Origin of the sequence: Pseudomonas sp. HS-18 (genome assembly GCF_020401845.1) — a bacterium.
In the GTDB taxonomy this organism is placed as follows: domain Bacteria; phylum Pseudomonadota; class Gammaproteobacteria; order Pseudomonadales; family Pseudomonadaceae; genus Pseudomonas; species Pseudomonas nitroreducens.
In genome coordinates, this window is sequence record NZ_CP084413.1 from 6,012,647 (window position 1) to 6,036,102 (window position 23,456).

The window sequence follows — 23,456 nt, forward strand, 5'->3', positions numbered from 1 at the left end:
CCGTGCTCTCGAACGACACTCCCCTGACCGGCCCCGACCTGCTCCAGCGCTTCCTGGCACTGGACGGCTTCCTGCTGGACCATCAGGCGCTATGGCGGCCGAAACCCTTCACGGCGCTGGAGCTGGCCTGGGAGCGCGAACACCCCGAACTGGCCGCCTGGCTGCGAAGCCGCAGCCTCGATGACGCCGAGGCGGTGCACAACGCGCCCGAGCAGCTCGACGCCCCCGCGCCCTTCCCGGCATTGGCTGCCACGGCCGCAAAGCTGTCCGTCGTCGGCGAACTCCCGGCAACGCCGCTGGGCAAGTTGCCGAACCAGCTGACCGTCGATGTGCCTGGCCGCAAGTGGCAACAGATCGAAGCCTTCGCCAGCCGCCTGGATTTCGCCGAAGCACCGCAGCAATGGCTCGACTGGTGCGCCGGTAAAGGCCATCTGGGCCGTCTGCTGGCGCGTGACGGCAAGCCGCTGCTGAGCCTGGAGTTTAACCATGCCCTGGTGGAAGACGGCCAGCGCCTGAGCGACCGGCTTCAGCTTCACGCCCGGCATCACCAGCAGGACGTGCTCGCACCGGACGTCCGCGAGCACCTGCAGACCGAGCGCACCGCCGTCGCCCTGCACGCCTGCGGCAACCTGCACGTACGCTTGCTGCAACTGGCCAGCGCCCAGGGCTGCCGCCAGCTCGCCGTGGCGCCCTGCTGCTACAACCGCATCGATAGCGAGTATTACCAGCCGCTCTCGCACGCCGCGCAAAGCTCCACCCTGCTGCTCTCGCGGGACGACCTGCGCCTGCCGCTCGCGGAAACCGTCACCGCTGGCGCCCGCGTGCGCCGCCAGCGCGACGGTTCGATGGCGCGGCGGCTGGCTTTCGACCTGCTGCAACGGGAAGTCCGCGGCAGCAATGACTACCTGCCCACTCCCTCCGTGCCGCCGACCTGGCTGGACAAGCCCTTCGCCGACTATTGCCGCGACCTGGCCGCGCTCAGGGAGCTCGACCTGCCCACTGGCACCGACTGGCAGGAGCTGGAGGCCAGGGGCTGGCAACGCCTGGCCCAGGTTCGCAACCTGGAACTGGTGCGCGGACTGTTCCGCCGCCCCATGGAGCTGTGGCTGCTGCTCGATCGCGCGTTATTCCTCGAGGAACAGGGCTATCGCGCCACCCTGGGCGCCTTCTGCGCCACCCGGATGACCCCTCGCAACCTGCTATTACTGGCCGAACGCATCTGAGACGGGCGTTCCAGGGCTTCACCCACAGACCCTGTGGATAACTCTGTTCGTAACCCCGGAAAAAACTCCCCTTCCTTACTGCCCAGACCGCCTCGCTGCGATCTGGTCATTTTCTGTACATATAAATTTAATCTTTTAAAAACAGTGGGTTATGAGACTTCGTGATTGCTATCACATCTCATATGCGATTTGCGCCCTAAAGCTACCCCCCTTGTGCATAAAGGTCTTCGGCGGTGTAGGAAATCAGCCATTCCTGTTGCCATTCCTGCTCCAATAGCGCTTCGTCGAACGAATTGTTGCGTAATCGCGACAATCTAATCTTGTCAATCGCTGCCTAGGCAGTATCATTTCGAAACATTTCACTGCCTAAGCAGCTTTCTGTTTTGACATGAATCACTACGACGTCGCGGATTTTCCATTCAAAGGCTCCATCGGCCAGCTGCTGGGTGCCACCGCCATCCTCAAGGATCGCCTGCTGGACAAGCATCTGGCGCACCTGGACATCACCGCCGCGCAGTTCAAGGTGCTGTTCTTCATCGGCAACGACCGCGCCAACACCCCGGCCGAGCTGTGCCGCGAGCTGTCCATCGACAGCGGGTCCATGACCCGCATGCTCGACCGCCTGGCACGCAAGGACCTGCTGGTCCGCGAGCCCTGCCAGAACGACCGACGCAGCGTGCGCCTAAGCCTGAGCCCCGCCGGACAGGCCGTGAATGACGAAGCCCCGAGCATCGCCGCTGCAGCCATGAACGAGCTGGTCGGCGGCCTCTCCCGCGATGAACTGCAGACCCTCACCGGCCTGCTCGACAAGATCCTGCGCGCCCACGGCGCCGCGGCCCATTGCGCGGCGCAGGAGAAATGATCATGAACCATCTCCGTATCGCCCTGCTGCCGGCCGCCGTGTTCGTCGCCGCACTGGGCCTGTCCGGCTGCGTCAGCTACAAGGGCCTGGACATCAGTGGCAAGGCCGTCGACCCCGCCAGCCTGAAGGCTGGCGTCAGCCTCGATGGTACTCCGCTGTCCACCGCTGCCTGGCCCAGCGAGCACTGGTGGATCAGCCTGGGCGACCCGCAGCTGGACAGTCTGATCAGCGAGGCCCTGCAAGGCACGCCAGACCTGGACATCGCCAGCGCCCGCGCACGCCAGGCCATCGCCGCTGCGCAAGCGCAGGACGCCGCGCGCATGCCCAGCGTCAAGGGCACCGCCAGTTATGCCGGCATCCGCGCACCGGAAAGCGTGATTCCTGCGCCCATGGGCGGTCGCTACTCGGCGGTAAAATACCTGTCGCTCAGCTTCAGCTACGACCTCGATCTCTGGGGCGGCCAGCGCGACGCCTGGGAAGCCGCCCTCGGCCAGGCCAACGCTGCCGAAGTCGACCGCCAGGCCGCCTCGATCACGCTCTCCACCAATGTCGCCCGCGCCTACAGCAATCTGGCCCACGCCTTCGTTGCCCGCGACCTGGCCAAGGATGAACTGGATCGCTCGCAGCACCTCTTCCAGCTCAGCCAGAAACGCATGGACGCTGGTCTCGACAGCAAGGTCCAGCTGCAACAGACGCAGTCCCAGGTCGCCAGCGCCAAGCAGCAGCTGGCCGCCGCGGAACAGGAAATTGCCAGCGACCGCATCGCCCTCGCCGTCCTGCTCGGCCAGGGCCCGGACCGTGGCCAGGACCTGCAGCGTCCGCAGGTGCTAAAGCCCGGCGCGCTGAGCTTGCCGTCGAACCTGCCGGCCGAACTGCTGGGCCGTCGCCCGGACATCGTCGCCGCGCGCTGGCGGGTCGAAGCTGCATCAAAAAGCATCGACTCGGCGAAGACCGAGTTCTATCCCAACGTGAACCTGGGCGCGATGGTCGGCCTGGCCGCTCTGCACACCAGCGACGTGCTGAAAGCGCCGAGCCGGTTCTTCCAGATCGCGCCGGCCATCTCCCTGCCGATCTTCGACGGTGGCCGCCTGCGCACCAACCTGGCCGGGAAGGACGCCGACTACGACCTGGCCGTCGCCCAGTACAACAAGACCCTGGTCAGCGCTCTCGGCGAGGTCACCGACGATCTCGGCAAGCTGCGCTCGCTGGAGCAGCAGATCGACGACCAGCGCGATGCCCGCGATATCGCAAAGTCCAACTTCGACCTGGCCATGCGCCGTTACGGCGAAGGCGTCGGCAACTACCTCGACGCCCTCAGCGTGCAGCAGCAGCTGCTCCTCGCCGAACGTCAGCTGGCCAGTCTGGACGCCCAACGCATCGACCTTTCGGTGCAACTGGTCCAGGCCCTGGGCGGTGGCTACCAGCCCGACACCACTTCCATTCCTGCCCCGCTCGCCCAGGCGAACGCGGCCGCCGCGCACTGAACGAGGCACCCGACATGAGCACCGCCACCCAAGAAACCCAGAACGGCAACCCCAAGCGCAAGCGCTGGCTGCTGATCCTGCTCGCCGTCGTCATCATCGCCGGCCTCGCCAGCGTCGCCTGGGAAATCCTCTACGGCCGCTGGCACGAGGACACCGACGATGCCTACGTGAACGGCAACGTCGTGCAGATCACCCCGCAGATCACCGGCACCGTGGTCAGCATCGGCGCCGATGACGGCGATCTGGTGCGCAAGGGCCAGGTGCTGGTGAAGTTCGACCCCAGTGATGCCGACATCGCCCTGCAGCAGGCCGAAGCCAACCTCGCGCGCACCGTGCGCCAGGTGCGCGGGCTGTTCAGCAACGTCGACGGCTACAAGGCCGACGTCGCCACGAAGAAGGTCGCCCTGTCCAAGGCCGAGGCCGATTTCAAGCGCCGGCAGAACCTCGCCAACGACGGCGCCATCTCCCAGGAAGAACTGGCTCACGCTCGCGACGCCCTGGACACCGCGCGCAGCTCGCTGACCAACTCCGAGCAGCAACTGGACACCAACCGCGCGCTGGTGGACGACACCGTGATCGCCTCGCACCCGGACGTCAAAGCCGCCGCCGCCAAGCTGCGCCAGGCCTACCTGGACGACGCCCGCGCGGTGATCATCGCGCCGGTCACCGGCTACGTCGCCAAGCGCACCGTGCAAGTCGGCCAGCGCGTGCAGCCGGGTGCCGCACTGATGGCAGTGATCCCGCTTGACCAGGTGTGGATCGACGCCAACTTCAAGGAAACCCAGCTCAAGCACATGCGCATCGGCCAGCCGGTGGAAATCCGCTCCGACCTCTATGGCAGCGAAGTGAAGTACTCCGGCACCGTCGACAGCCTCGGCGTCGGCACCGGCAGCGCCTTCTCCCTGCTGCCGGCACAGAACGCGACCGGCAACTGGATCAAGATCGTCCAGCGCGTACCAGTGCGCATCCGCATCAACCCCGAGGAACTGGCGAAGAATCCGCTGCGCATCGGCCTGTCCATGGACGTCAACGTCAGCCTGCACGACCAGAGCGGACCCGCCCTCGCCCAGCAATCGCCGCACGAGGCGGTGTTCTCCACCGACGTCTACCAGGAGCAGCTGGCCTCGGCCGACCAACTGATCGAGAAGCTGATCCAGGCCAACCTGGCCGACGCCAACCACAGCACCGCGCAGCGCTGATCCTACTACCGTCATGAGCCAGCCCAACAGCAGCAGTTTCAGCCCCCCCAGCCTGGTTATGGCCACCATCGGCCTGTCGCTGGCGACCTTCATGCAGGTGCTCGATACCACCATCGCCAACGTCGCCCTGCCGACCATCTCCGGCAACCTCGGGGTGAGCTCCGAGCAGGGCACCTGGGTCATCACCTCCTTCGCGGTGAGCAACGCCATTGCCCTGCCGCTCACCGGCTGGCTGAGCCGCAAGGTCGGAGAGGTGCGGCTGTTCATTGCCGCCACCCTGCTCTTCGTGGTCGCCTCGTTTCTCTGTGGCGTCGCCCAGCAGATGGGCATGCTGGTGGGCTTTCGGGCCATCCAGGGCTTCGTCGCCGGGCCGCTCTACCCGATCACCCAGACCCTGCTGATCTCCATCTATCCGCCGGCGAAAAGGGGGATGGCACTGGCACTGCTGGCGATGGTGACGGTGGTCGCGCCCATCGCCGGGCCCATCCTCGGCGGCTGGATCACCGACAGCTACAGCTGGCCGTGGATTTTCTTCATCAACGTGCCCATCGGCCTGTTCGCCGCCATGGTCGTCTACCAGCAACTGCGCGCTCGTCCAGTTGTGATCAAGCACGCGCCCATGGACTACATGGGCCTGGCGATGCTGGTGATCGGCGTCGGCGCCCTGCAGATCGTCCTCGACAAGGGCAACGACCTGGACTGGTTCGAATCCGGCTTCATCATCGGCGGCACGGTGGTCGCGGTGATCGCCCTGGCCGTGTTCGTGATCTGGGAACTGACCGACCGCCACCCGATCGTCAATCTGCGACTGTTCGTGCACCGCAACTTCACCGTCGGAACCCTGGCCCTGGTCGGCGGCTACGCCGGATTCTTCGGCATGGGCCTGCTGCTGCCGCTGTGGTTGCAGACGCAGATGGGCTACACCGCCACCTGGGCGGGCCTGGCAGCCGCACCCATCGGCATCCTGCCGATCTTCCTCTCGCCGATCGTCGGACGCTACGCGCAAAGCTTCGACCTGCGCGTGGTCGCCAGCCTTGCGTTCCTGACGATGGCCGCAACCTGCTTCATGCGGGCAGGCTTCACCACCGAGGTCGATTACGCCCGCGTCGCCCTGGTGCAGATGTTCATGGGCTTCGGCGTGGCGTTCTTCTTCATGCCGATCCTCAGCATCCTGCTCTCGGACCTGCCGCCCGACCAGATCGCCGACGGCTCGGGCCTGGCCACCTTCCTGCGCACCCTGGCCGGCAGCTTCGCCGCGTCCCTGACCACCTGGCTGTGGAACCGCCGGGCGACCATGCACCATGCCTACCTGACCGAGAACCTCAGCGCCTACGACCCAGCCACCCGGGCGACCGTCGATCAGCTCGGCGGCCCCGGCCAACACAGCGCTTCGCTGCTGGAGCGCATGGTGGAAAGCCAGGCCTACATGATGTCGACCATCGACTACTTCACCCTGTTGGGTTGGCTGTTTCTCGCCATGCTGGTGGTCATCTGCCTGGCCAAGCCGCCCTTCGGCGCCAAACCCGGTGCGGCTACGGCTGGCGGACACTGAACAGGTACTGCATCACACTGCAAAATCAGTGGTTTACACCCCAGCCGGCGCCGCTATAATGGCGGCCCTCCTTGCCGGTATAGCTCAGCTGGTAGAGCAACTGACTTGTAATCAGTAGGTCCCGGGTTCGATTCCTGGTGCCGGCACCATGACTACCAAACACAAAGGCCCACCCCGCATGGGCCTTTTTGCACTTCTTGTTACCGTTCATCCGTAACTTTTCTCCCGGGCTAGCAACCCGAGGCTTCCGTCTGTTGCTGTGGAAATGGATTGTCATAGAGCCGACGCAAACCAGACAAGTTCGCATTGGTTACAAGAATGGCCGGTCGTCGGCTCTCAGCGTCAGGTCTCTTCCCCCCGAGACAGTGCTTTCCATGAGCAGACGGCTATCACGTCACGTAAGCATTTCCTTGACTGAGCCCATGGACAGACCGTTCGACGGCCCTGAAACTTTTCGCCTTGAGCTGTGTCCAATTTCATCTTATAGATGCGAGCCATGGGATTGCTAGGACACCAGAGTGATACCAAAGAGCCACACATCTGTGCGGACATAGATTTACTCAATCGACGTGATGCATATAATGGCCGCCCTAGTTTTTCCACCTGGTCCGGCTCGTGCGTGCGTCACGCTCATCTATCCCATTGACCATGGATGGTGTAAGGGTACCAACTGGATGGATCCGCGTGAGGCGTTGCGTTGATGTTCTCCCCCTCGACATCGGCCCCAAGAGGGCTTGTTTCCCAACAACCCTCCGATCTGGTTGCCATTTTACTGTCAACCTATAACGGAGAAGAGTTCCTGGCCGAACAACTGGACTCGCTGATCGCCCAGACGCACCCGCATTGGGTGGTCTATGCCTCGGACGACGGCTCCAGCGATAGCACGCGCAGCATTCTGGAGCAGTATCAGGCAAAGCTGGGAACCGATCGACTCGTCATAGTGCAGGGCCCCTGCCAGGGCTTTGCGGCAAATTTCCTCAGCCTTCTCCGCCACCCGGATATTCAGGCCCCCTACTTCGCCTTCTGCGACCAAGATGACCGCTGGCTGCCAGATCGCCTGACAACTGGCTTGTCGCAACTGATCGCATGCCCGCTGGAGCGGCCAGCCCTGTTCTGCTCCCGGACCCAATTGATCGACGCCAGTGGAAAGCCCTTCGGCATGTCTCCCCTGTTCGCACGACCGCCGTCCTTCGAGAACGCGCTGGTTCAGAGCATTGCTGGCGGCAACACCATGTTATTCAACGCAGTGGCCCGCGACCTGCTGAAGCAGACCCCGACCACGGCACGCATCATCTCCCATGACTGGTGGGCCTATCTGCTGGTTACCGGCTGTGGCGGTAACGTCATCTATGAGCAGCGGCCAACTGTTGCTTACCGACAGCACGAACAGAACCTGGTTGGCGCCAATTCCAGTCTGCGCGAGCGCGCAATTCGCGTAGGGAAAATGTTCAAAGGCACTTTCCGCGGCTGGATGGATGCGAATCTCCACGCGCTATCGTGCTTCCGCGAACGCCTCACTCCGGAGAACAGGGAGACCCTCCGTCTGTTCGAGCTAGCTCGCGAGTCACGCCTGCCCGAACGTCTCCGACTGATCAGGCAATCTGGTGTCCATCGCCAATCTTCAACCGGAACGCTGGGACTGGCAGCGGCTGCCGTTTTTCAAAGGATATGACCGACATGACTATCCTCGTGACCGGCAGTGCCGGATTCATTGGCTCGAATTTTGTTCTCGACTGGCTGGCTGAAAGCAATGAGAAAGTCATCAGTCTCGACAAGCTGACCTATGCAGGCAATCGCCAGAACCTGGTGAGCCTGGAGGGCGACGATCGACACGTCTTCGTCCAGGGCGACATTGGCGACAGCTCGCTGGTGTCGCAGCTGCTGGCCGAGCATAAGCCGCGCGCAATAATCAACTTTGCCGCTGAGTCCCACGTGGACCGCTCTATCCATGGACCGGAAGACTTCGTACAGACAAACGTCGTTGGCACTTTCCGCCTGCTTGAAGCCGCAAGGGCTTACTGGCGCGACCTCGCAGAGCCGCTGCAGGCCGATTTCCGCTTCCTCCACGTTTCCACGGACGAGGTCTATGGCTCGCTTAGCGATGATGCCCCGGCATTCCGTGAAGACAACAGGTACGAACCCAATAGCCCGTACTCGGCGTCCAAGGCTGCATCCGATCATCTGGTGCGCGCCTATCACCATACTTACGGACTTCCAGTACTTACGACAAACTGCTCCAACAACTATGGTCCTTATCACTTCCCCGAGAAGCTGATACCGCTGATCATCCACAACGCCCTCTCAGGGAAGGCTTTGCCGATATACGGCGACGGCCAGCAAATCCGTGACTGGCTCTACGTCAAGGATCATTGCGCAGCGATCCGGCGGGTATTGGAAGCAGGCCGGACTGGCGAGACTTACAACGTCGGCGGGTGGAACGAAAAAGCCAACCTCGAGGTAGTACATACCCTGTGCGACATCCTGGATGAGGAAAGACCTCTCTCGGCTGGCCGTAGCTACCGCGATCTCATAACTTTCGTGAAGGATCGGCCTGGCCACGATCGCCGCTACGCTATCGATGCAACTCGGCTCGAGCAGGAGCTGGGCTGGAAACCTGCAGAAACCTTCGAAACCGGGATCCGCAAAACTGTGCGCTGGTACCTGGATAATCAGGAGTGGGTGAATAACGTCACCAATGGCTCCTATCGCGACTGGGTAGGCAAGCAGTACGAATGAAAAAAATTCTCTTGCTCGGGGCCAATGGGCAGGTCGGCTGGGAGCTCCAGCGCTCCCTGGCCCCCATTGCGCAGCTCGTCGTTTGCGATCGTCAACGCGCTGATCTGGCCGATGTGGACAGCCTGTCCAGGCTCCTCACCGAGGAAAAGCCGGATGTCATCGTCAATGCCGGTGCATATACCGCGGTCGACAAGGCCGAAAGCGATTACGTGACTGCACACAAGATCAACGCAGAAGCGGTCGACATCCTTGCTCGCTACGCAAGAAAATCGAACTCCTGGCTAGTTCATTATTCCACTGACTATGTATTCGATGGCGGCAGCGACAAGCCATTCGACGAGGAAACCGAGCCGGCGCCAGTGAATGCCTATGGCCGCTCAAAACTCGAAGGCGAAATAGCGATTCGCGAGAGTGGCTGTCGCCATCTTATTTTCAGAACCAGTTGGGTATTTGCATTACGCGGAAACAACTTTGCCAAGACGATCCTGCGTCTTGCAAAAGAGCGAAATGAATTGCGCGTGATCGCCGATCAGTTTGGTGCACCAACCAGTGCAGAACTAATTGCTGACGTCACAGCACAGATACTGCAGCGACTTTCCAGCGACGTCGACCTGCAACAAACCGCTAGCGGCACTTACCATTTGGTTGCCAGCGGAGAAACTAGCTGGCATCAGTATGCACAACTGGTAGTCGCAGAAGCGCTCAACCTTGGCTGTTCGCTGCAGGCCTCTTCGGAGCGCGTCGTTCCAATCACTACCGCTGACTATCCATTGCCCGCGAAGCGACCACAGAACTCCCGCCTGGCCAATGCCAAGTTGCAGCGCACGTTTGGCCTGGTGCTCCCCGATTGGACCATACACCTTCGGCGCATGGTCCAGGAATTGGTAGAGCAGGAGAAGAAATGAAACGCAAAGGAATAATTCTCGCAGGTGGTTCCGGCACGCGGCTGCACCCTGCAACGCTGGCAATCTCAAAGCAACTACTGCCAGTTTACGATAAGCCAATGATCTACTACCCGCTGAGCACACTGATGCTCGCCGGGATTCGCGACATCCTTATTATTTCCACCCCCCAGGACACACCGCGCTTTCAGCAACTGCTCGCTGATGGCAGCCAATGGGGTCTGAACCTGCAGTACGCCGTACAACCCTCACCGGACGGCCTGGCTCAAGCCTTTCTAATTGGTGAGGATTTTATTGGCCAGGACGGCTGTGCTCTTGTCCTGGGCGACAACATCTATCATGGCCATGACTTCCAGGATCTGCTCCTCAACGCCACACAGCGCAAGGAAGGAGCAAGCGTCTTTGCCTATCACGTACAAGACCCTGAGCGCTATGGCGTCGTCGAGTTCGATGAAAATGGCAAAGCAATCAGCCTGGAAGAAAAGCCAACCAAACCAAAATCCAGCTATGCAGTAACTGGACTTTATTTTTACGACAACTCCGTCATTGATATTGCCAAGAGTATCTCCCCATCCGCCAGGGGTGAATTGGAGATTACCGACGTCAACTCCGTTTATCTCCAGCGCAACATGCTTTCCGTTGAGATAATGGGGCGCGGCTATGCCTGGCTGGACACCGGCACGCACGACTCATTACTGGAGGCGAGCCATTTTATCGCCACCCTGGAAAACCGCCAGGACCTCAAGGTGGCGTGCCCCGAAGAAATCGCCTTCCGCCAGAAGTGGATAAGCCCCGAGCAACTGGAAGAACTTGCCGACCCATTGCTCAAGAGTGGTTACGGGCAATACCTCAAGCGTCTGCTCGTCGAGAAAATTTACTGATGAAAGCCACTCCCCTATGCATTCCTGAGGTCATCCTGTTCGAACCCAAGGTATTTGGCGACGAGCGTGGCTTTTTCTTCGAGAGTTTCAATCTTCAGCAATTCGAAGAAGCCATAGGCAGGCCGGTCGAGTTTGTTCAGGACAATCACTCACGCTCGGCCAAGGGCGTACTGCGCGGCCTGCACTATCAAATCAAGCAGACACAGGGAAAGCTCGTCCGTGTCACTGCCGGTGAAGTTTTTGACGTTGCCGTGGATATCCGGAAGTCATCACCGAACTTTGGAAAATGGGTCGGCGCCTACCTGAGCGCAGAGAACAAGAGGCAACTCTGGGTTCCCGAAGGATTTGCCCACGGCTTTCTTGTACTGAGTGAGCATGCCGAGTTCCTGTACAAGACAACTGACTATTACGCCCCCGAATATGAGCGGTGCATTCGCTGGAATGATGCAGATCTAAATATAGACTGGCCGCTAGAAATTACTCCAATTCTGTCCCCAAAAGACTTGGCGGGCACTCCACTCTATGATTCGGATCATTTTTCCTGATGAAAAGCTTCAGCATGACTCCACTAGAGGCATTTGCCAGCTGCTGGAGGAACCGCAATCTTATCTTCTCCATGACTCGCCGAGAAGTAATTGGCCGATACAAAGGATCAACCCTGGGGCTGCTCTGGTCATTCTTCAACCCCATTCTGATGCTGTCAGTCTACACATTCATCTTCAGCACAGTATTCAAGGCACGCTGGGCCGGCGGAAGCGATTCGAAAACCGAGTTCGCGCTTGTCCTGTTTACCGGCCTACTTATATTCAATCTTTTTTCCGAATGCATAAATAGAGCCCCGAGCCTGATCCTGAGCAACGCGAATTACGTAAAGAAAGTAATCTTTCCACTTGAAATCCTTCCGTTGATAGCGTTCTGCTCTGCAGCATTCCACTTGTTGATCAGCCTCCTGGTCTGGCTGATCTTCTACCTATTCTTCTTTGGAGTTCCACACCTCACGATTCTGCTGCTCCCACTATCGCTGATTCCCACCATCATGCTGACGCTAGGACTTTCCTGGCTTCTTGCATCTTTGGGCGTTTACCTCAGGGACGTCAGTCAGATTGTGGGTGTCATCACTACGGTGTTGATGTTTCTCTCCCCTATTTTCTACCCCATTGATGTTCTTCCAAAGGAGTTCCGCTCCCTGCTTGGCCTGAATCCATTGGCCTTTGCCATCGAGCAGGCCAGGGACACGATGATCTGGGGCCACGGCATCAACTGGAATGAATGGGCCATCTACACCGCTGCCACGTCCGTCATCGCGTGGCTCGGGTTTGCATGGTTCCAGAAAACACGTAGGGGTTTCTCCGATGTCATCTGAAGCTGCTATCTGCGTAAAAGGACTCGGGAAGTCATATCAGATCTATGAAAAGCCTCATCATCGCCTGATGCAGATGATCCTCGGGGGTGGGGGCCGACGTCGCTACTTCAAGGAGCACTGGGCCCTGAAGGAGATCGACTTCGAAGTACCTCGCGGCAGCGTCGTGGGAGTCATGGGCAAAAATGGCGCGGGCAAATCCACCTTACTGCAGATCCTCTGCGGTACTCTGGCGCCCAGCCTGGGCTCCATTCAGATCAATGGACGAATTGCCGCCCTACTCGAACTAGGCGCTGGATTCAACCCCGAATTCACCGGGGTTGAAAACGTTTACATGAATGGTCAGCTCCTGGGCCTATCCAGAAGTGAAATCGATGAGAAACTCGATGCCATTTTAAAGTTCGCCGATATTGGCGATTTCGTATACCAACCGGTTAAAACCTACTCTAGCGGCATGTACGCCAGACTGGCATTTTCCGTGGCGGTACATGTTGACCCGGACATTTTAATTGTCGATGAAGCACTCAGCGTCGGCGATTCCTGGTTCCAGCACAAGTCGATTGCACGCATGCGGAAGCTGATGTCGAACGGCTGCACCGTTCTCTTCGTCAGTCACTCCATCGAGTCCATCCGGGCGCTCTGCGACACTGCAATCTGGATCGACGCCGGGCGCGTGCGAATGCAAGGTGACGTTACCGAGGTAACAAATGAATACATGAACGATGTATTCATTGAGCACAACCGCATAGCGCTTGAGTCACACGCAAAGGCAATCGAAGATAACAAAAGTGACGGGGCAGAACTCCCCCCAGATCTCGAGACCTCCAACATCGTCAATACACAGACCTCCGTCAGCGAATCCAGCATTCTAGAGGTTATATCTAGCAACCTCAGAAACAGCAAAGGCGAACTCACGGACCACTTGGAACAAGGTGAAAAATTCACCTTGGAATTCAAAGTTAAATTCATAGAATCCGTAAAAAACGTCAGTCTCGGATTCCTAATAAAAGACCAATTCGGCCAGGATCTTACTGGACAAAGTGTATTCAATACCTACCGCCGCAGCCTAGACTTCGAGAAGGGCGAAGTTGCTGCTTTCTCCTTCTCCTCGGAAATGATCCTCCGCGGCGGCCAAACCTACTCCGTCGCAGTGAGACTTAATCAAGTAACAAAGTGGGACCGTAGCGACAACATCACCATCTACGCCAACGAACTTGCTTTTGTATTCTCAGTAATTCACGACACCGACAATCCAATGTGGTTCAAATTCCGGCAGGACTTTTCACTAAGCATAGTCAAACAGTAAAGGCAGGCAGCCGTCAACGACTACTGGAAACCCTCGCCCCAATACAGATGCCCATGCTAAACACCTGCCCCAGAAATAACGGAACCTGACAATGAATCCGATCATCAAAGATGACCCTCTCATCAATTTCCTCATGGATCACGGGGGCAAAACTATCTACTACCTCCCGAATCCAGGGAATGCTGGAGACGGATTCATTGCCTACGCAACATACTTGCTGTTTGACCAATACAAAATCAAGACAGCACATATCAAAGCGGGAGAGGAAATTAGTGGTGAGACAATCTTCATTGGTGGCGGAGGAAATCTTGTAGAAGGCCGCTACCATGAGGTAGCTGACCTCATTTCGCGGTATGCTGATAAAAACAATGTAATTCTCTTGCCCCACACCATCGTGGGATACAAGGACATCCTTTCTGAAACCCACAGAAATCTAACGATATTCTGTCGGGAGCGCACCAGCTATAAAAATGCTTTAGAGAATGGCGCCAACCCCGAAAGAACACACCTCTCCCACGATCTAACATTATTCCTTAATAAAGAGTACTTCAAGAAGTACTTCCAGGATAGCGCTGGCGAGCTGCACGTACTGCGCACTGACGGTGAGTCGACACATGCTGTCGAAGTCCCCCCGCAGAATATCGATATATCGCTTAGCTGGAACGGTGACATCTGGACATCTCCAGACTTCTGCAGACATGTGACCCACAGCCTTGCCGCTTTCATAGCCCCCTACGAGAGCGTCGTCACTGATCGTCTGCACGTTTCTATTCTTTCTGCTTTCCTCGGCAAGAAAGTCACCCTCTTGTCCAATCAGTACTTCAAAAACCAGGCTATTTACGAACACTCGCTAAAGGAGAACTTCCCCAAAATGGAATTTAAACTTCTTGAGCCTGCCACTCAGGCAGCGCCGGAACCCGACCCCGTGACTGAGTCTGAAGTCGCCTCCACTGCCTGCGAGTTGGCCGTAAGCGCCGACGTGACCGAACCAGTACTCACCGAGTTACCGCCGAACACTGACAAGCTGTTTGAAGAAGTAATGGTGTTGTCTCCACTCGACAGCTGGGTCCTGGATGAAGAATTCATCCAGGAAACGCTTGCGCGCTCCGCAAATGCCAATGTCGTGTCGTTTGACATCTTCGATACCGCATTGACCCGGCTTCTTGATAGCCCGGTCGATGTCTTCGCAGAGGTAGAGCGTCGTTTGGTCGACTGCTTCGGCACCGCCGCTCGTGGATTTGCCCTGGCACGAGAGGACGCCGAGCGAAGCGCCAGGAAGCGTCTCTTCGACCTGAATGGCGCCGAAGAAATCGGTTTTTCAGATATCTATGAAGAACTCCCGGCTTTCCTTCCGGAGTTCAAGGAATGGCAACTCGCAGCAGAGCTCGAACTGTTCGTCGAGAAGGGCCTGCTTCACGCTGTACCCGATATTCTGGAAGTCACTCGAAGGCTAACGCAGCAAGGCAAGCCCTATATCTTTATTTCGGACATGTACCTGCCGAGCAGCTTCCTCGCCGAGGCGTTGACGAAAGCTGGGTACACTGGCTGGTCCGCCGTTCATGTCTCTGCCGAAGTTGGCCATACAAAAGCCACGGGCAAGATCTGGCCGGAGCTGCTTCCGGCTTATGGTCAGAAGGTCCTGCACATTGGCGATGACGAATGGTCCGATGAACTGGGTCCGCGCAAGCACGGGGTCGAAACACTGGCTTATGTTCGTGCGCGCTCCGAACGTAGAGTCGGTGCAAAACTTGACCCGAACCTGCTGCCATTTTCGGCTGCTAAACGCTACTTCGAACTCCAGTCCCGAAACACACTGAATCCGATTTCAACCGAAGACGCGCTGATAAATCTTGGGCGGTCCTTGGGCGGTATCGTTGTCGGGAACTTCATAAAATGGCTAGCCGACAAAGTTACTCAGCACAAAATCGACCGACTATATTTCTGTGCCCGCGATGGCTTCCTGATCAAGAATGCTTGGGAGATTGCCGGCCTGGCCGAAAAGCTGGATGTCAAATTCAGCTATCTCTATATCTCCCGTGCCGTACTCAATCTTGCTGCTGGCGTGCACAATAGCACTCCCCAGAAGCTCAGCCAGGAACTGCTCAACTTCCTGAGTAGCTCTGCAGGAAAGACAACCGTGCTTACCGCACTTGAGCGAGCAGGGCTCGCTGAACAGAAAGAGCTGGTTGCAAATGCCAAACAAGCCTTTGGCTCCCTGAATCAACTGCTGCTCTTCCCCGAACTGACATTGCGTTTCGAGCAGCTGCTGCAGCAACACTCGGCTATTGTCTATGAATGCTTGAAGCAGCGGAACGCCAGCTGCATAGAGTATCTCCGTCAGCAGGGAATGTTTGAGCCAGGGCGGCAGGCAATGGTCGACATTGGCTGGCACGGCACAATGCAGCGGAGTCTCCGCGGCCTGATTGGCACAGCGGGCGGCCCTGATGAATTCTTCGGTTTCTACTACGGCCTATGGCCGGCGGCGCTCGGCAATCGTTTCTCTGCGGGTTTGATGGAGTCCTGCCTCACGACAGAGTTCCTTCCCAACCATCAACAGTTGGAAGTGGAGCAAGGTGTCGCACTGCTGGAGCAGTTCCACAGTGCACCGCACGGCAGCGTAAAAGACTTCCAGATCGATGCAGCTGGAATTGCCCAGCCCGTCACCCAGGAAAATCAGTCGGAACTTCGTCAGTACGAAGAGAAAACCAAGTATTTCCAACTCGGGACTCTGGAGTCCATACAGAAGATCTTCGCCGGCGCCAACAACTACCCCATCACTGAGGCAGACCTGTCCCGTGAGAGCGCAGTGTCTGCACTTGGCGCTGTAATGCTTTCCCCCTCGAAGAATGAACTCGAACTGTTCTCCGGATTTGGCCACTGCGCCACGTTCGACCATAGCCTTCATGAACCTATACTCGATTCGGCCGTTCCTGAATCCCATCACCTCGCTTACCAGAAGTTCATTCATTCGGACTGGCGTGTAGGTCAACTCAGGCACTGGTGGCTGGCGGCCAACGATCACCAAAAAAACGTGCTACGCGATATCATGAGAGATCACATGTCGCATTTGAACGACCGTATCAAGCGCCAATTTTACTGAGTTTAAACCATGAATACTTTCTTCCCTAACAGCATGAGCAAGGTTCAACACGAACCATCCGATGGCAAAGTCATTATTGTCACGCGCACAAAGGACCGGCCGATATTGCTTGCCCGCGCCTTCGCCAGCGTACTCTCGCAGACTTACCAGAACTGGCACATTTCCGTAGTAAACGATGGCGGCGACCCCGAGCCCGTCGATAAACTTCTGAACCAATATATGACCTCGTTCAAGGGGCGTATTTCGGTGAAGCATCACCCTGCCAGCATGGGTATGGAGGCAGCGTCCAACTCTGCACTTGAGGGGATGGAGGGTGAATTCGTTGTCATCCATGATGACGATGATGCCTGGCAGCCTGATTTCCTGTCCGAAACAGTTGAATACCTCAAAAAGGAAGAGAATAAGAAGTTTGCTGCGGTTGCAACAAACTGCACAGTTGTGATGGAAGAAATCGCCGACAACAAAGTCATAGAGCACGAGCGCATGACTTGGAGCTACTGGAAGGAGCGCGTCGACCTCCTGGATCAGCTTCGAGGCAATAACTTCCCTCCAATCTGCCTGCTGATTCGCATGAGTGTCGTCAAGAGCATTGGCGGCTACAACGAATTCCTGCCTGTACTAGGCGACTGGGATTACAACCTGCGAATCCTCCTGGCCGGTGACATTGGAACCATCAATAAGCCGCTTGCCTACTACCATCACCGCCGCCCTACGAGCAACACCAGCGGCTATGGGAATTCGGTAATTGCAGGGCACAACAAGCATCTTGACTACCAGGTTCTCTATCGCAACGGCATGCTGCGGACTCTCCTGGCCAAGGAGCCCGGCTACGCGGGTCTGATTCACCTTTTGCTGGTCAGAATCGAATCGCTGGAGAACATGCTCAACAACAAACTCAATGCAATGCACTGGGATATCAATCACCAGGATGGGCTTGGCCAGGACGACCTCCGCGACCAACTGATCCCGCTAGTCAATACGATCAACAAGATGCTTCGGCCACTTCGCTGGGGCTGGCGAAAGCTGCTGCCTCTGCGAGTCCAGGTTGCCCGCCTGCGCCAAAGAATCTAAACCTGCGTCGCTGACTGCCCGTAACTCAACACTCAGGACATATTGAAGAAGCGAATGGCCAGAAAGATTACAATTCTCTGTAACGACTTCATCGGCCAGCGAATGGCCGGGACGGCCATTCGCTCGGTTGAGATTGCAAGATGTCTGTCAGAGCATTTCGACGTTACCGTCGCTGCACCTGACATTGGGGAAAGTCTCGACTTTCCGTTCCCCTGCATATCGACCGGCTCCAGCGAGTTCAGAGATTCGATCTCGTCCAGTGATGTAATTCTTCTCCAGGGCAGCGCGCTGAAGGAATATCCATTCCTTAAGGACTCCAGTGCCGCCCTGATTGCGGATTTGTATTGCCCAATACCGTTGGAGTATCACCAGGCATCGGTAGACAAAGACGTAGACGAGAGAAATACGACCATCGCCTATCTGGCAGGGATGCAGGCGGAACAACTGGCGTATTCGGACTATTTCCTGTGTGCCAACGAACGGCAACGCGACTTCTGGACCGGCGCGCTGATGCTTAGCAGCAGGATTAATGCCTTGCGCTGGCCAAACGCAAAGGACGCAAAGATCCCTGACCTGCTCTCCATGCTTCCTTTCGGCCTGCCTGAAGCCAAGCCCGTACAATCCCGAAAGGGAATCCGTGAGCTCTTCAATATCCCTGAGGACGACTTCGTGCTGGTTTGGGGGGGAGGCATCTACCAGTGGTTCGACCCCATAACAATCATTCGGGCGATTCAGAAAATTGTATCCGAAGGGTACCGGGCACACCTTGTTTTTATCGGTGTAAAGCACCCCAACTCCGGCATTGAGCAGCATAACGTTTGCGCAGAAGCTATAACTCTGGCGAAGGAATCCGGTCTACTGGGCGAATTTGTCCACTTCAACTTCAACTGGATTGATTATGCTGATCGGCATAACTACCTGCTTGATGCTGACATAGGTGTTTCGGCTCATTTCGATAATCCGGAAACCCGATTTTCCTTCAGAACTCGCATGCTCGATTACCTTTGGTGCGGACTTCCGATCGTATGCAGCAAGGGCGATCACTTCGCTGAAGTCGTCTCCGCAAACGGTCTGGGGTTGGTGGTGGACTTTGGCTCTACAGACGACTGGAGCACAGCGCTGAAGAGATTGATATCCGACAAGGCGTTCCGGGAGGAGTGTGCACAGGCCTCGGCCAAGTGCGCCGATGATTTCCGCTGGAGTAAAGTGACACAATCGCTAATTGACGTTTGTCATACCATTACTCCATCACCTGACCGGGCATACTCCAGAGCTGTGCTCAGGAACTTCAATCGACCCAACCTCACCATGCAACTACTACGCGCTATCAAGCGCAGACTACCAAAGTGGTTGCAGACCGAAATTTATCGAGTGCTGAAGGCGATCTCTTCGGCGACTATCAACTCTCGTCCATAACGCCTGGAGTATCATGAAAGTATTGGTAACCGGGGGCGCTGGATACATTGGCTCCCACACCTGCATCGAACTCCTGAACAAGGGGTATGAACTGGTCATCTACGACAACTTCTGCAATAGCCACCCGAATGCTGTCGATCGGATCAGGAAAATTACTAACAAGGACGTAACCCTGGTAGAAGGTGACGTTCTTGATCAGGACCTACTGGAAGAGACGCTGAAGCTTCATAAGTGCACAGCGGCCATCCACTTTGCCGGTCTGAAAGCCGTTGGCGACTCTGTGAAAGAGCCGCTTGCGTACTACGAAAACAATGTCGTCGGTACCTTAAGGCTGCTCGCTGCCATGCGCTCAGCCAATGTCAAGAAGCTGGTATTCAGTTCTTCTGCAACGGTATATGGCGATCCACAGGCCCTCCCCATTCCAGAAAGCCACCCGCTCGGTGCGACGAATCCCTATGGCCGCACAAAGCTCATGGTCGAAGAGATCCTGCGCGATTTCCATGCAGCCAATACAGACTTCAATGTCTCCATTCTTCGCTATTTCAACCCTGTTGGAGCTCACGAGAGTGGACTCATTGGTGAGGACCCACTGGGAACCCCGAACAACCTCATGCCCTTCGTTGCGCAAGTAGCAGTTGATCGGCGACCACAGCTCAGTGTCTGGGGCGGGGACTACGCAACTCACGATGGAACCGGCGTGCGTGACTACATTCATGTCATGGATCTTGCTGAAGGCCATGTGTGCGCCTTGCAACAACTCGACTCCTCTCCTTATTTCACGGTGAACCTTGGAACTGGCCGAGGCTACAGCGTCCTTGAAGTTGTTCGTGCTTTTGAAAAGGCGTCAGGCAAAACAATTCCCTACACGATTTGCCCTCGTCGCCCTGGGGATATTGCCGCGTGCTATGCCAACCCAGAGCTAGCCCAGGCGCTGCTGGGTTGGAAAGCTACCCGCAACCTTTCCGACATGTGTGTCGACACCTGGCGCTGGCAGAGCCTCAATCCGACGGGTTACGCAACTTAACTCATTGAGCCAGCCCCTGATTCCGGGACATCGCAAATCAAGCGTGTCCCGGGATACTCCTCGCGACACCGGCCGCCTACACTGGGCCTACCGACCGCAGCCCCCAAGCACATCCAAAACATGGACAGACCAACGCACTGGCGGCTACTGCTGATCACAACCGCTGCGGTGTTAGTACTGCTCTGGCCCCTCCACCACTTCGCCGAGCGCTACTACAGCCAGCAGATCGCCCAGCAGAACCAGCAGACCCTCGACCTCTACGTCGCCAACCTGCTCGGTACGTTGCGCCGCTATGAGGACCTGCCGCCGATCCTCGGCGAACTTCCGACGCTACGGGCCGCGCTCCAGTCTCCCGGCAACCTGCCCCTGCAGAACGCCGCCAATCTCGAACTGGCGCGCATCCGGGGGCGCACCGGCGCCGACGTCATCTACCTGATGCAGCCGGACGGCCTCACCCGCGCCGCCTCCAACTGGGACCAACCCGACAGCTTCGTCGGCCGCAACTTCTCGTTCCGTCCTTACTATAAGGAAGCGATGCAGGGGCGCCCCGCGCGCTTCTTCGGCCTGGGCACCACCTCCAAGCGTCGCGGCTACTTCTTCGCCAGCGAGGTGCGCGACGGGGATACGCTGCTGGGTGTGCTGGTGGTGAAGGTCGACCTGGAACACATGGAACAGCTGTGGGGCAATACGCCCGACCAGTTACTGGTGATGGACAGCGACGGCGTGGTCATCCTGTCGTCCAACAAGGCCTGGCGCTTCCATACCAGCCGGGAACTGTCGCCGGCCAAGCAGCGCGAAATCGCCGAGAACATCCCCTACCCCGTCCTGCATCCCGCACCGCTGAAGATCGACCAGCGCCGCTGGATCAGCCAGAGCCGCCAATTGCCGGAAACCGGCTGGACCGTCAGCATCTATACCCCGCGCACCCAGGTCGACGGTCCGGTGCGCAGCGTCGTGCTGATCGGCGCGGCCACCCTCGTCGCGCTGCTCCTGCTGCTGTCGCTGCTGACCATCAGCCGCCGCCATTACCTGGAACGCATCGAGCTCGAAGCACAGGCCAAGCACGAACTGGAACTGCGCGTGCAGGAACGCACCCAGGAACTGGAAGACACCAACAGCCGCTTGCAGGAGGAAGTCAGCAACCGCGAGCAGGCACAACGCGAGCTGATGCATGCCCAGGACGAAGTCGTGCAAGCCGGCAAGCTCACCGCCCTAGGCACAATGTCCGCCAGCATCAGCCACGAACTCAACCAGCCGCTGGCGGCGATCCGCAGCTACGCCGACAACGCCCGCGTACTGCTCGACCACGAGCGCTACGATGACGCCCGCGGCAACCTGCAGCAGATCGGCGAGCTGACCGGACGCATGGCCTCGATCATCGGCCACCTCAAGGCCTACGCCCGTGGCGCCCGGCGCGCGCCGGAAAACGTCGCCCTGCAGCCGGCGATCAACGATGCCCTGGCGCTCGTCGCGCCGCGCCGGCAGGCGATGAACGTGGAACTGCTGCGCGACCTGCCGGATGCAGCGATCTGGGTGCAGGCCGGCGAAACCCGGCTGCGGCAGATTCTCTCCAACCTGCTGTCCAACGCCCTCGACGCCCTTACCGAGAAGGCGCCACCGCGACGCATCTGGCTGACCGCCGAGCAGACGCCCGAGCGCATCATCCTGTCCCTGCGCGACAACGGCCCCGGCTTCTCCGAACAGGCGCTGGCCCATGCCCGCGAACCCTTCTTCACCACCAAGACCAGCGCCAAGGGCCTTGGCCTGGGCCTCGCCATCTGCGACACCCTGTTACGAACGCTCGGCGGTCATCTGGAATTGGGGAATCACCCCGAGGGCGGCGCTCTCGTACAATTGCATCTGTTGCCGGGCATCCCCGGCGTGACTTCGACGCCGCAGGAGGAAACCCGCGCATGAGTTTGGCCGAGCCGTTCGACTCCACCACCCAGGTGTTGCTGATCGATGACGACCCGCACCTGCGCCAGGCACTGTGCCAGACCCTCGACCTGGCCGGCTTCAAGGTCGTCGCCCTGGCCGATGCGCGCCAGCTCGATACGCAGCAGGCGCGGGACTGGCCCGGCGTGATCGTCAGCGATATCCGCATGCCCGGTATCGACGGTCTGCAGCTGCTGGAACAGTTGCACGGGCAGGATGCCGAACTTCCGGTGATCCTGGTCACCGGTCACGGCGACGTCCCGCTGGCGGTCAAGGCCATGCGCTCGGGCGCCTATGACTTCCTGGAAAAACCCTTCCCCAGCGATGCATTGCTCGACAGCGTACGCCGCGCCCTCGATGTACGCCGCCTGGTGCTGGAGAACCGCAGCCTGCGCCTGGCGCTGTCCGAGCAGAAGGAACTGCGCGGCCGCCTGGTTGGCCAATCCGCCCCCATGCAACGCCTGCAGCAGCAGGTCGCCTCGTTGGCGGCGATCCAGGCGGACGTGCTGATCCTCGGCGAGACCGGCTCGGGCAAGGAGGTGGTCGCCCGCGCCCTGCATGACCTGTCCAGTCGCCGCAACGGTCCCTTTGTCGCCATCAATGCCGGCGCGCTCGCCGAGTCGGTGGTGGAGAGCGAGCTGTTCGGCCATGAGCAAGGCGCGTTCACCGGCGCGCAGAAGCGACGCATCGGCAAGTTCGAATATGCCAATGGCGGCACGCTGTTCCTCGACGAGATCGAGAGCATGAGCCTGGACGTGCAGGTCAAGCTGCTGCGCCTGCTGCAGGAACGCACGGTTGAGCGCCTGGGCTCCAACCAGCTCATCCCGCTGGATATCCGCATCATCGCGGCCACCAAGGAAGACCTGCGCCTGGCCTCCGATGAAGGCCGCTTCCGCGCTGACCTCTACTACCGCCTGAATGTGGCCAGTCTGCGCATTCCACCATTGCGCGAACGGGGCGACGACATCCTGCTGCTGTTCCAGCACTTTGCCGAGCGCGGTGCGCAGCGCCATGGCCTGAACGCCCGCCCGCTGGACTCGGCGCAACGTGCGCAACTGCTGGCACACGACTGGCCGGGCAATGTCCGCGAGCTACAGAACGCCGCGGAGCGCTACGCCCTCGGCCTGGACCTGGGGCTGGACGACAGCCACGGGCAGGCCACCGCCGCCACTCCCGGCGCCGGGCTGAACGAGCAGGTGGAATCCTTCGAGCGCTCGCTGATCGCCGCCGAGATGGGCCGCTCGCACAACTCCCTGCGCAGCCTTGCCGAAGCGCTAGGCGTACCGCGCAAGACCCTGCACGACAAACTGCGCAAGCACGGCCTGCTGTTCTCCGGCAGTGGCGGAAATTCCGCCGACGACAACGACCTCTGAGCAGAAATCCGCCGATGGCCTGGACTGCGACC

The 23,456-nt window shown here is 58.7% G+C and carries 18 protein-coding genes and 1 tRNA gene; all 19 read left to right on the forward strand.

Annotated elements, in window-relative coordinates; genetic code table 11:
- Nucleotides 1-2: 2 nt before the first annotated feature.
- Nucleotides 3-1,223, forward strand: a complete 1,221-nt coding sequence (locus tag LDJ84_RS27955; RefSeq protein WP_065086499.1) for a methyltransferase — start codon at nucleotides 3-5, stop codon at nucleotides 1,221-1,223.
- A gap of 388 nt (nucleotides 1,224-1,611) precedes the next feature.
- Nucleotides 1,612-2,085 carry a MarR family winged helix-turn-helix transcriptional regulator gene (locus LDJ84_RS27960; RefSeq protein ID WP_065086500.1) on the forward strand — a complete coding sequence of 158 codons (474 nt, stop codon included), beginning with the start codon at nucleotides 1,612-1,614 and terminating at the stop codon, nucleotides 2,083-2,085.
- Entirely contained in the window at nucleotides 2,082-3,569 is a 1,488-nt protein-coding gene (locus LDJ84_RS27965; protein ID WP_065086501.1) for an efflux transporter outer membrane subunit, read from the forward strand. The genes LDJ84_RS27960 and LDJ84_RS27965 overlap by 4 nt, the downstream gene beginning before the upstream one ends.
- A 14-nt stretch (nucleotides 3,570-3,583) precedes the next feature.
- A complete protein-coding gene (locus tag LDJ84_RS27970) occupies nucleotides 3,584-4,768 on the forward strand; it encodes an efflux RND transporter periplasmic adaptor subunit (protein WP_065086502.1) in 1,185 nt (394 codons plus the stop codon).
- 13 nt (nucleotides 4,769-4,781) lie between these two features.
- Nucleotides 4,782-6,320, forward strand: a complete 1,539-nt coding sequence (locus LDJ84_RS27975) for a DHA2 family efflux MFS transporter permease subunit (protein WP_065086503.1) — start codon at nucleotides 4,782-4,784, stop codon at nucleotides 6,318-6,320.
- 73 nt (nucleotides 6,321-6,393) lie between these two features.
- Nucleotides 6,394-6,469: transfer RNA gene (locus tag LDJ84_RS27980), tRNA-Thr, on the forward strand.
- Nucleotides 6,470-7,020: 551 nt separating this feature from the next.
- Nucleotides 7,021-7,992, forward strand: a complete 972-nt coding sequence (locus tag LDJ84_RS27985) for a glycosyltransferase family 2 protein (protein WP_065086504.1) — start codon at nucleotides 7,021-7,023, stop codon at nucleotides 7,990-7,992.
- A 5-nt stretch (nucleotides 7,993-7,997) separates the two neighbouring features.
- Complete coding sequence (gene rfbB / locus LDJ84_RS27990; protein ID WP_065086561.1) at nucleotides 7,998-9,056, forward strand: dTDP-glucose 4,6-dehydratase; 1,059 nt, start codon at nucleotides 7,998-8,000, stop codon at nucleotides 9,054-9,056.
- Complete coding sequence (gene rfbD, locus LDJ84_RS27995) at nucleotides 9,053-9,961, forward strand: dTDP-4-dehydrorhamnose reductase (protein ID WP_065086505.1); 909 nt, start codon at nucleotides 9,053-9,055, stop codon at nucleotides 9,959-9,961. Before rfbB ends, rfbD begins: the two co-directional genes overlap by 4 nt.
- Nucleotides 9,958-10,839 (forward strand): glucose-1-phosphate thymidylyltransferase RfbA, encoded by an 882-nt coding sequence (rfbA, locus tag LDJ84_RS28000; RefSeq protein ID WP_065086506.1) that lies wholly within the window; start codon nucleotides 9,958-9,960, stop codon nucleotides 10,837-10,839. Before rfbD ends, rfbA begins: the two co-directional genes overlap by 4 nt.
- Nucleotides 10,839-11,384: a dTDP-4-dehydrorhamnose 3,5-epimerase gene (rfbC, locus tag LDJ84_RS28005; RefSeq protein ID WP_065086507.1), complete on the forward strand. Its 546-nt coding sequence runs from the start codon at nucleotides 10,839-10,841 to the stop codon at nucleotides 11,382-11,384. The genes rfbA and rfbC overlap by 1 nt, the downstream gene beginning before the upstream one ends.
- Nucleotides 11,384-12,202 (forward strand): ABC transporter permease, encoded by an 819-nt coding sequence (locus tag LDJ84_RS28010; protein ID WP_065086508.1) that lies wholly within the window; start codon nucleotides 11,384-11,386, stop codon nucleotides 12,200-12,202. The genes rfbC and LDJ84_RS28010 overlap by 1 nt, the downstream gene beginning before the upstream one ends.
- Complete coding sequence (locus LDJ84_RS28015) at nucleotides 12,192-13,505, forward strand: ABC transporter ATP-binding protein (protein WP_065086509.1); 1,314 nt, start codon at nucleotides 12,192-12,194, stop codon at nucleotides 13,503-13,505. Before LDJ84_RS28010 ends, LDJ84_RS28015 begins: the two co-directional genes overlap by 11 nt.
- A 91-nt stretch (nucleotides 13,506-13,596) precedes the next feature.
- Nucleotides 13,597-16,605: a polysaccharide pyruvyl transferase family protein gene (locus tag LDJ84_RS28020; RefSeq protein ID WP_065086510.1), complete on the forward strand. Its 3,009-nt coding sequence runs from the start codon at nucleotides 13,597-13,599 to the stop codon at nucleotides 16,603-16,605.
- Between the two features lie 9 nt (nucleotides 16,606-16,614).
- On the forward strand, nucleotides 16,615-17,676 hold the full coding sequence (locus LDJ84_RS28025) for a glycosyltransferase family 2 protein (RefSeq protein WP_065086511.1): 1,062 nt from the start codon (nucleotides 16,615-16,617) through the stop codon (nucleotides 17,674-17,676).
- A 54-nt stretch (nucleotides 17,677-17,730) separates the two neighbouring features.
- Entirely contained in the window at nucleotides 17,731-19,092 is a 1,362-nt protein-coding gene (locus LDJ84_RS28030) for a glycosyltransferase (protein ID WP_065086512.1), read from the forward strand.
- A gap of 13 nt (nucleotides 19,093-19,105) precedes the next feature.
- Nucleotides 19,106-20,116: a UDP-glucose 4-epimerase GalE gene (gene galE / locus LDJ84_RS28035; protein WP_065327971.1), complete on the forward strand. Its 1,011-nt coding sequence runs from the start codon at nucleotides 19,106-19,108 to the stop codon at nucleotides 20,114-20,116.
- A gap of 120 nt (nucleotides 20,117-20,236) precedes the next feature.
- Entirely contained in the window at nucleotides 20,237-22,033 is a 1,797-nt protein-coding gene (locus tag LDJ84_RS28040) for a sensor histidine kinase (protein ID WP_065086514.1), read from the forward strand.
- Nucleotides 22,030-23,424, forward strand: a complete 1,395-nt coding sequence (gene dctD, locus LDJ84_RS28045; RefSeq protein ID WP_065086515.1) for a two-component system response regulator DctD — start codon at nucleotides 22,030-22,032, stop codon at nucleotides 23,422-23,424. Before LDJ84_RS28040 ends, dctD begins: the two co-directional genes overlap by 4 nt.
- The last annotated feature ends 32 nt before the right edge of the window (nucleotides 23,425-23,456 follow it).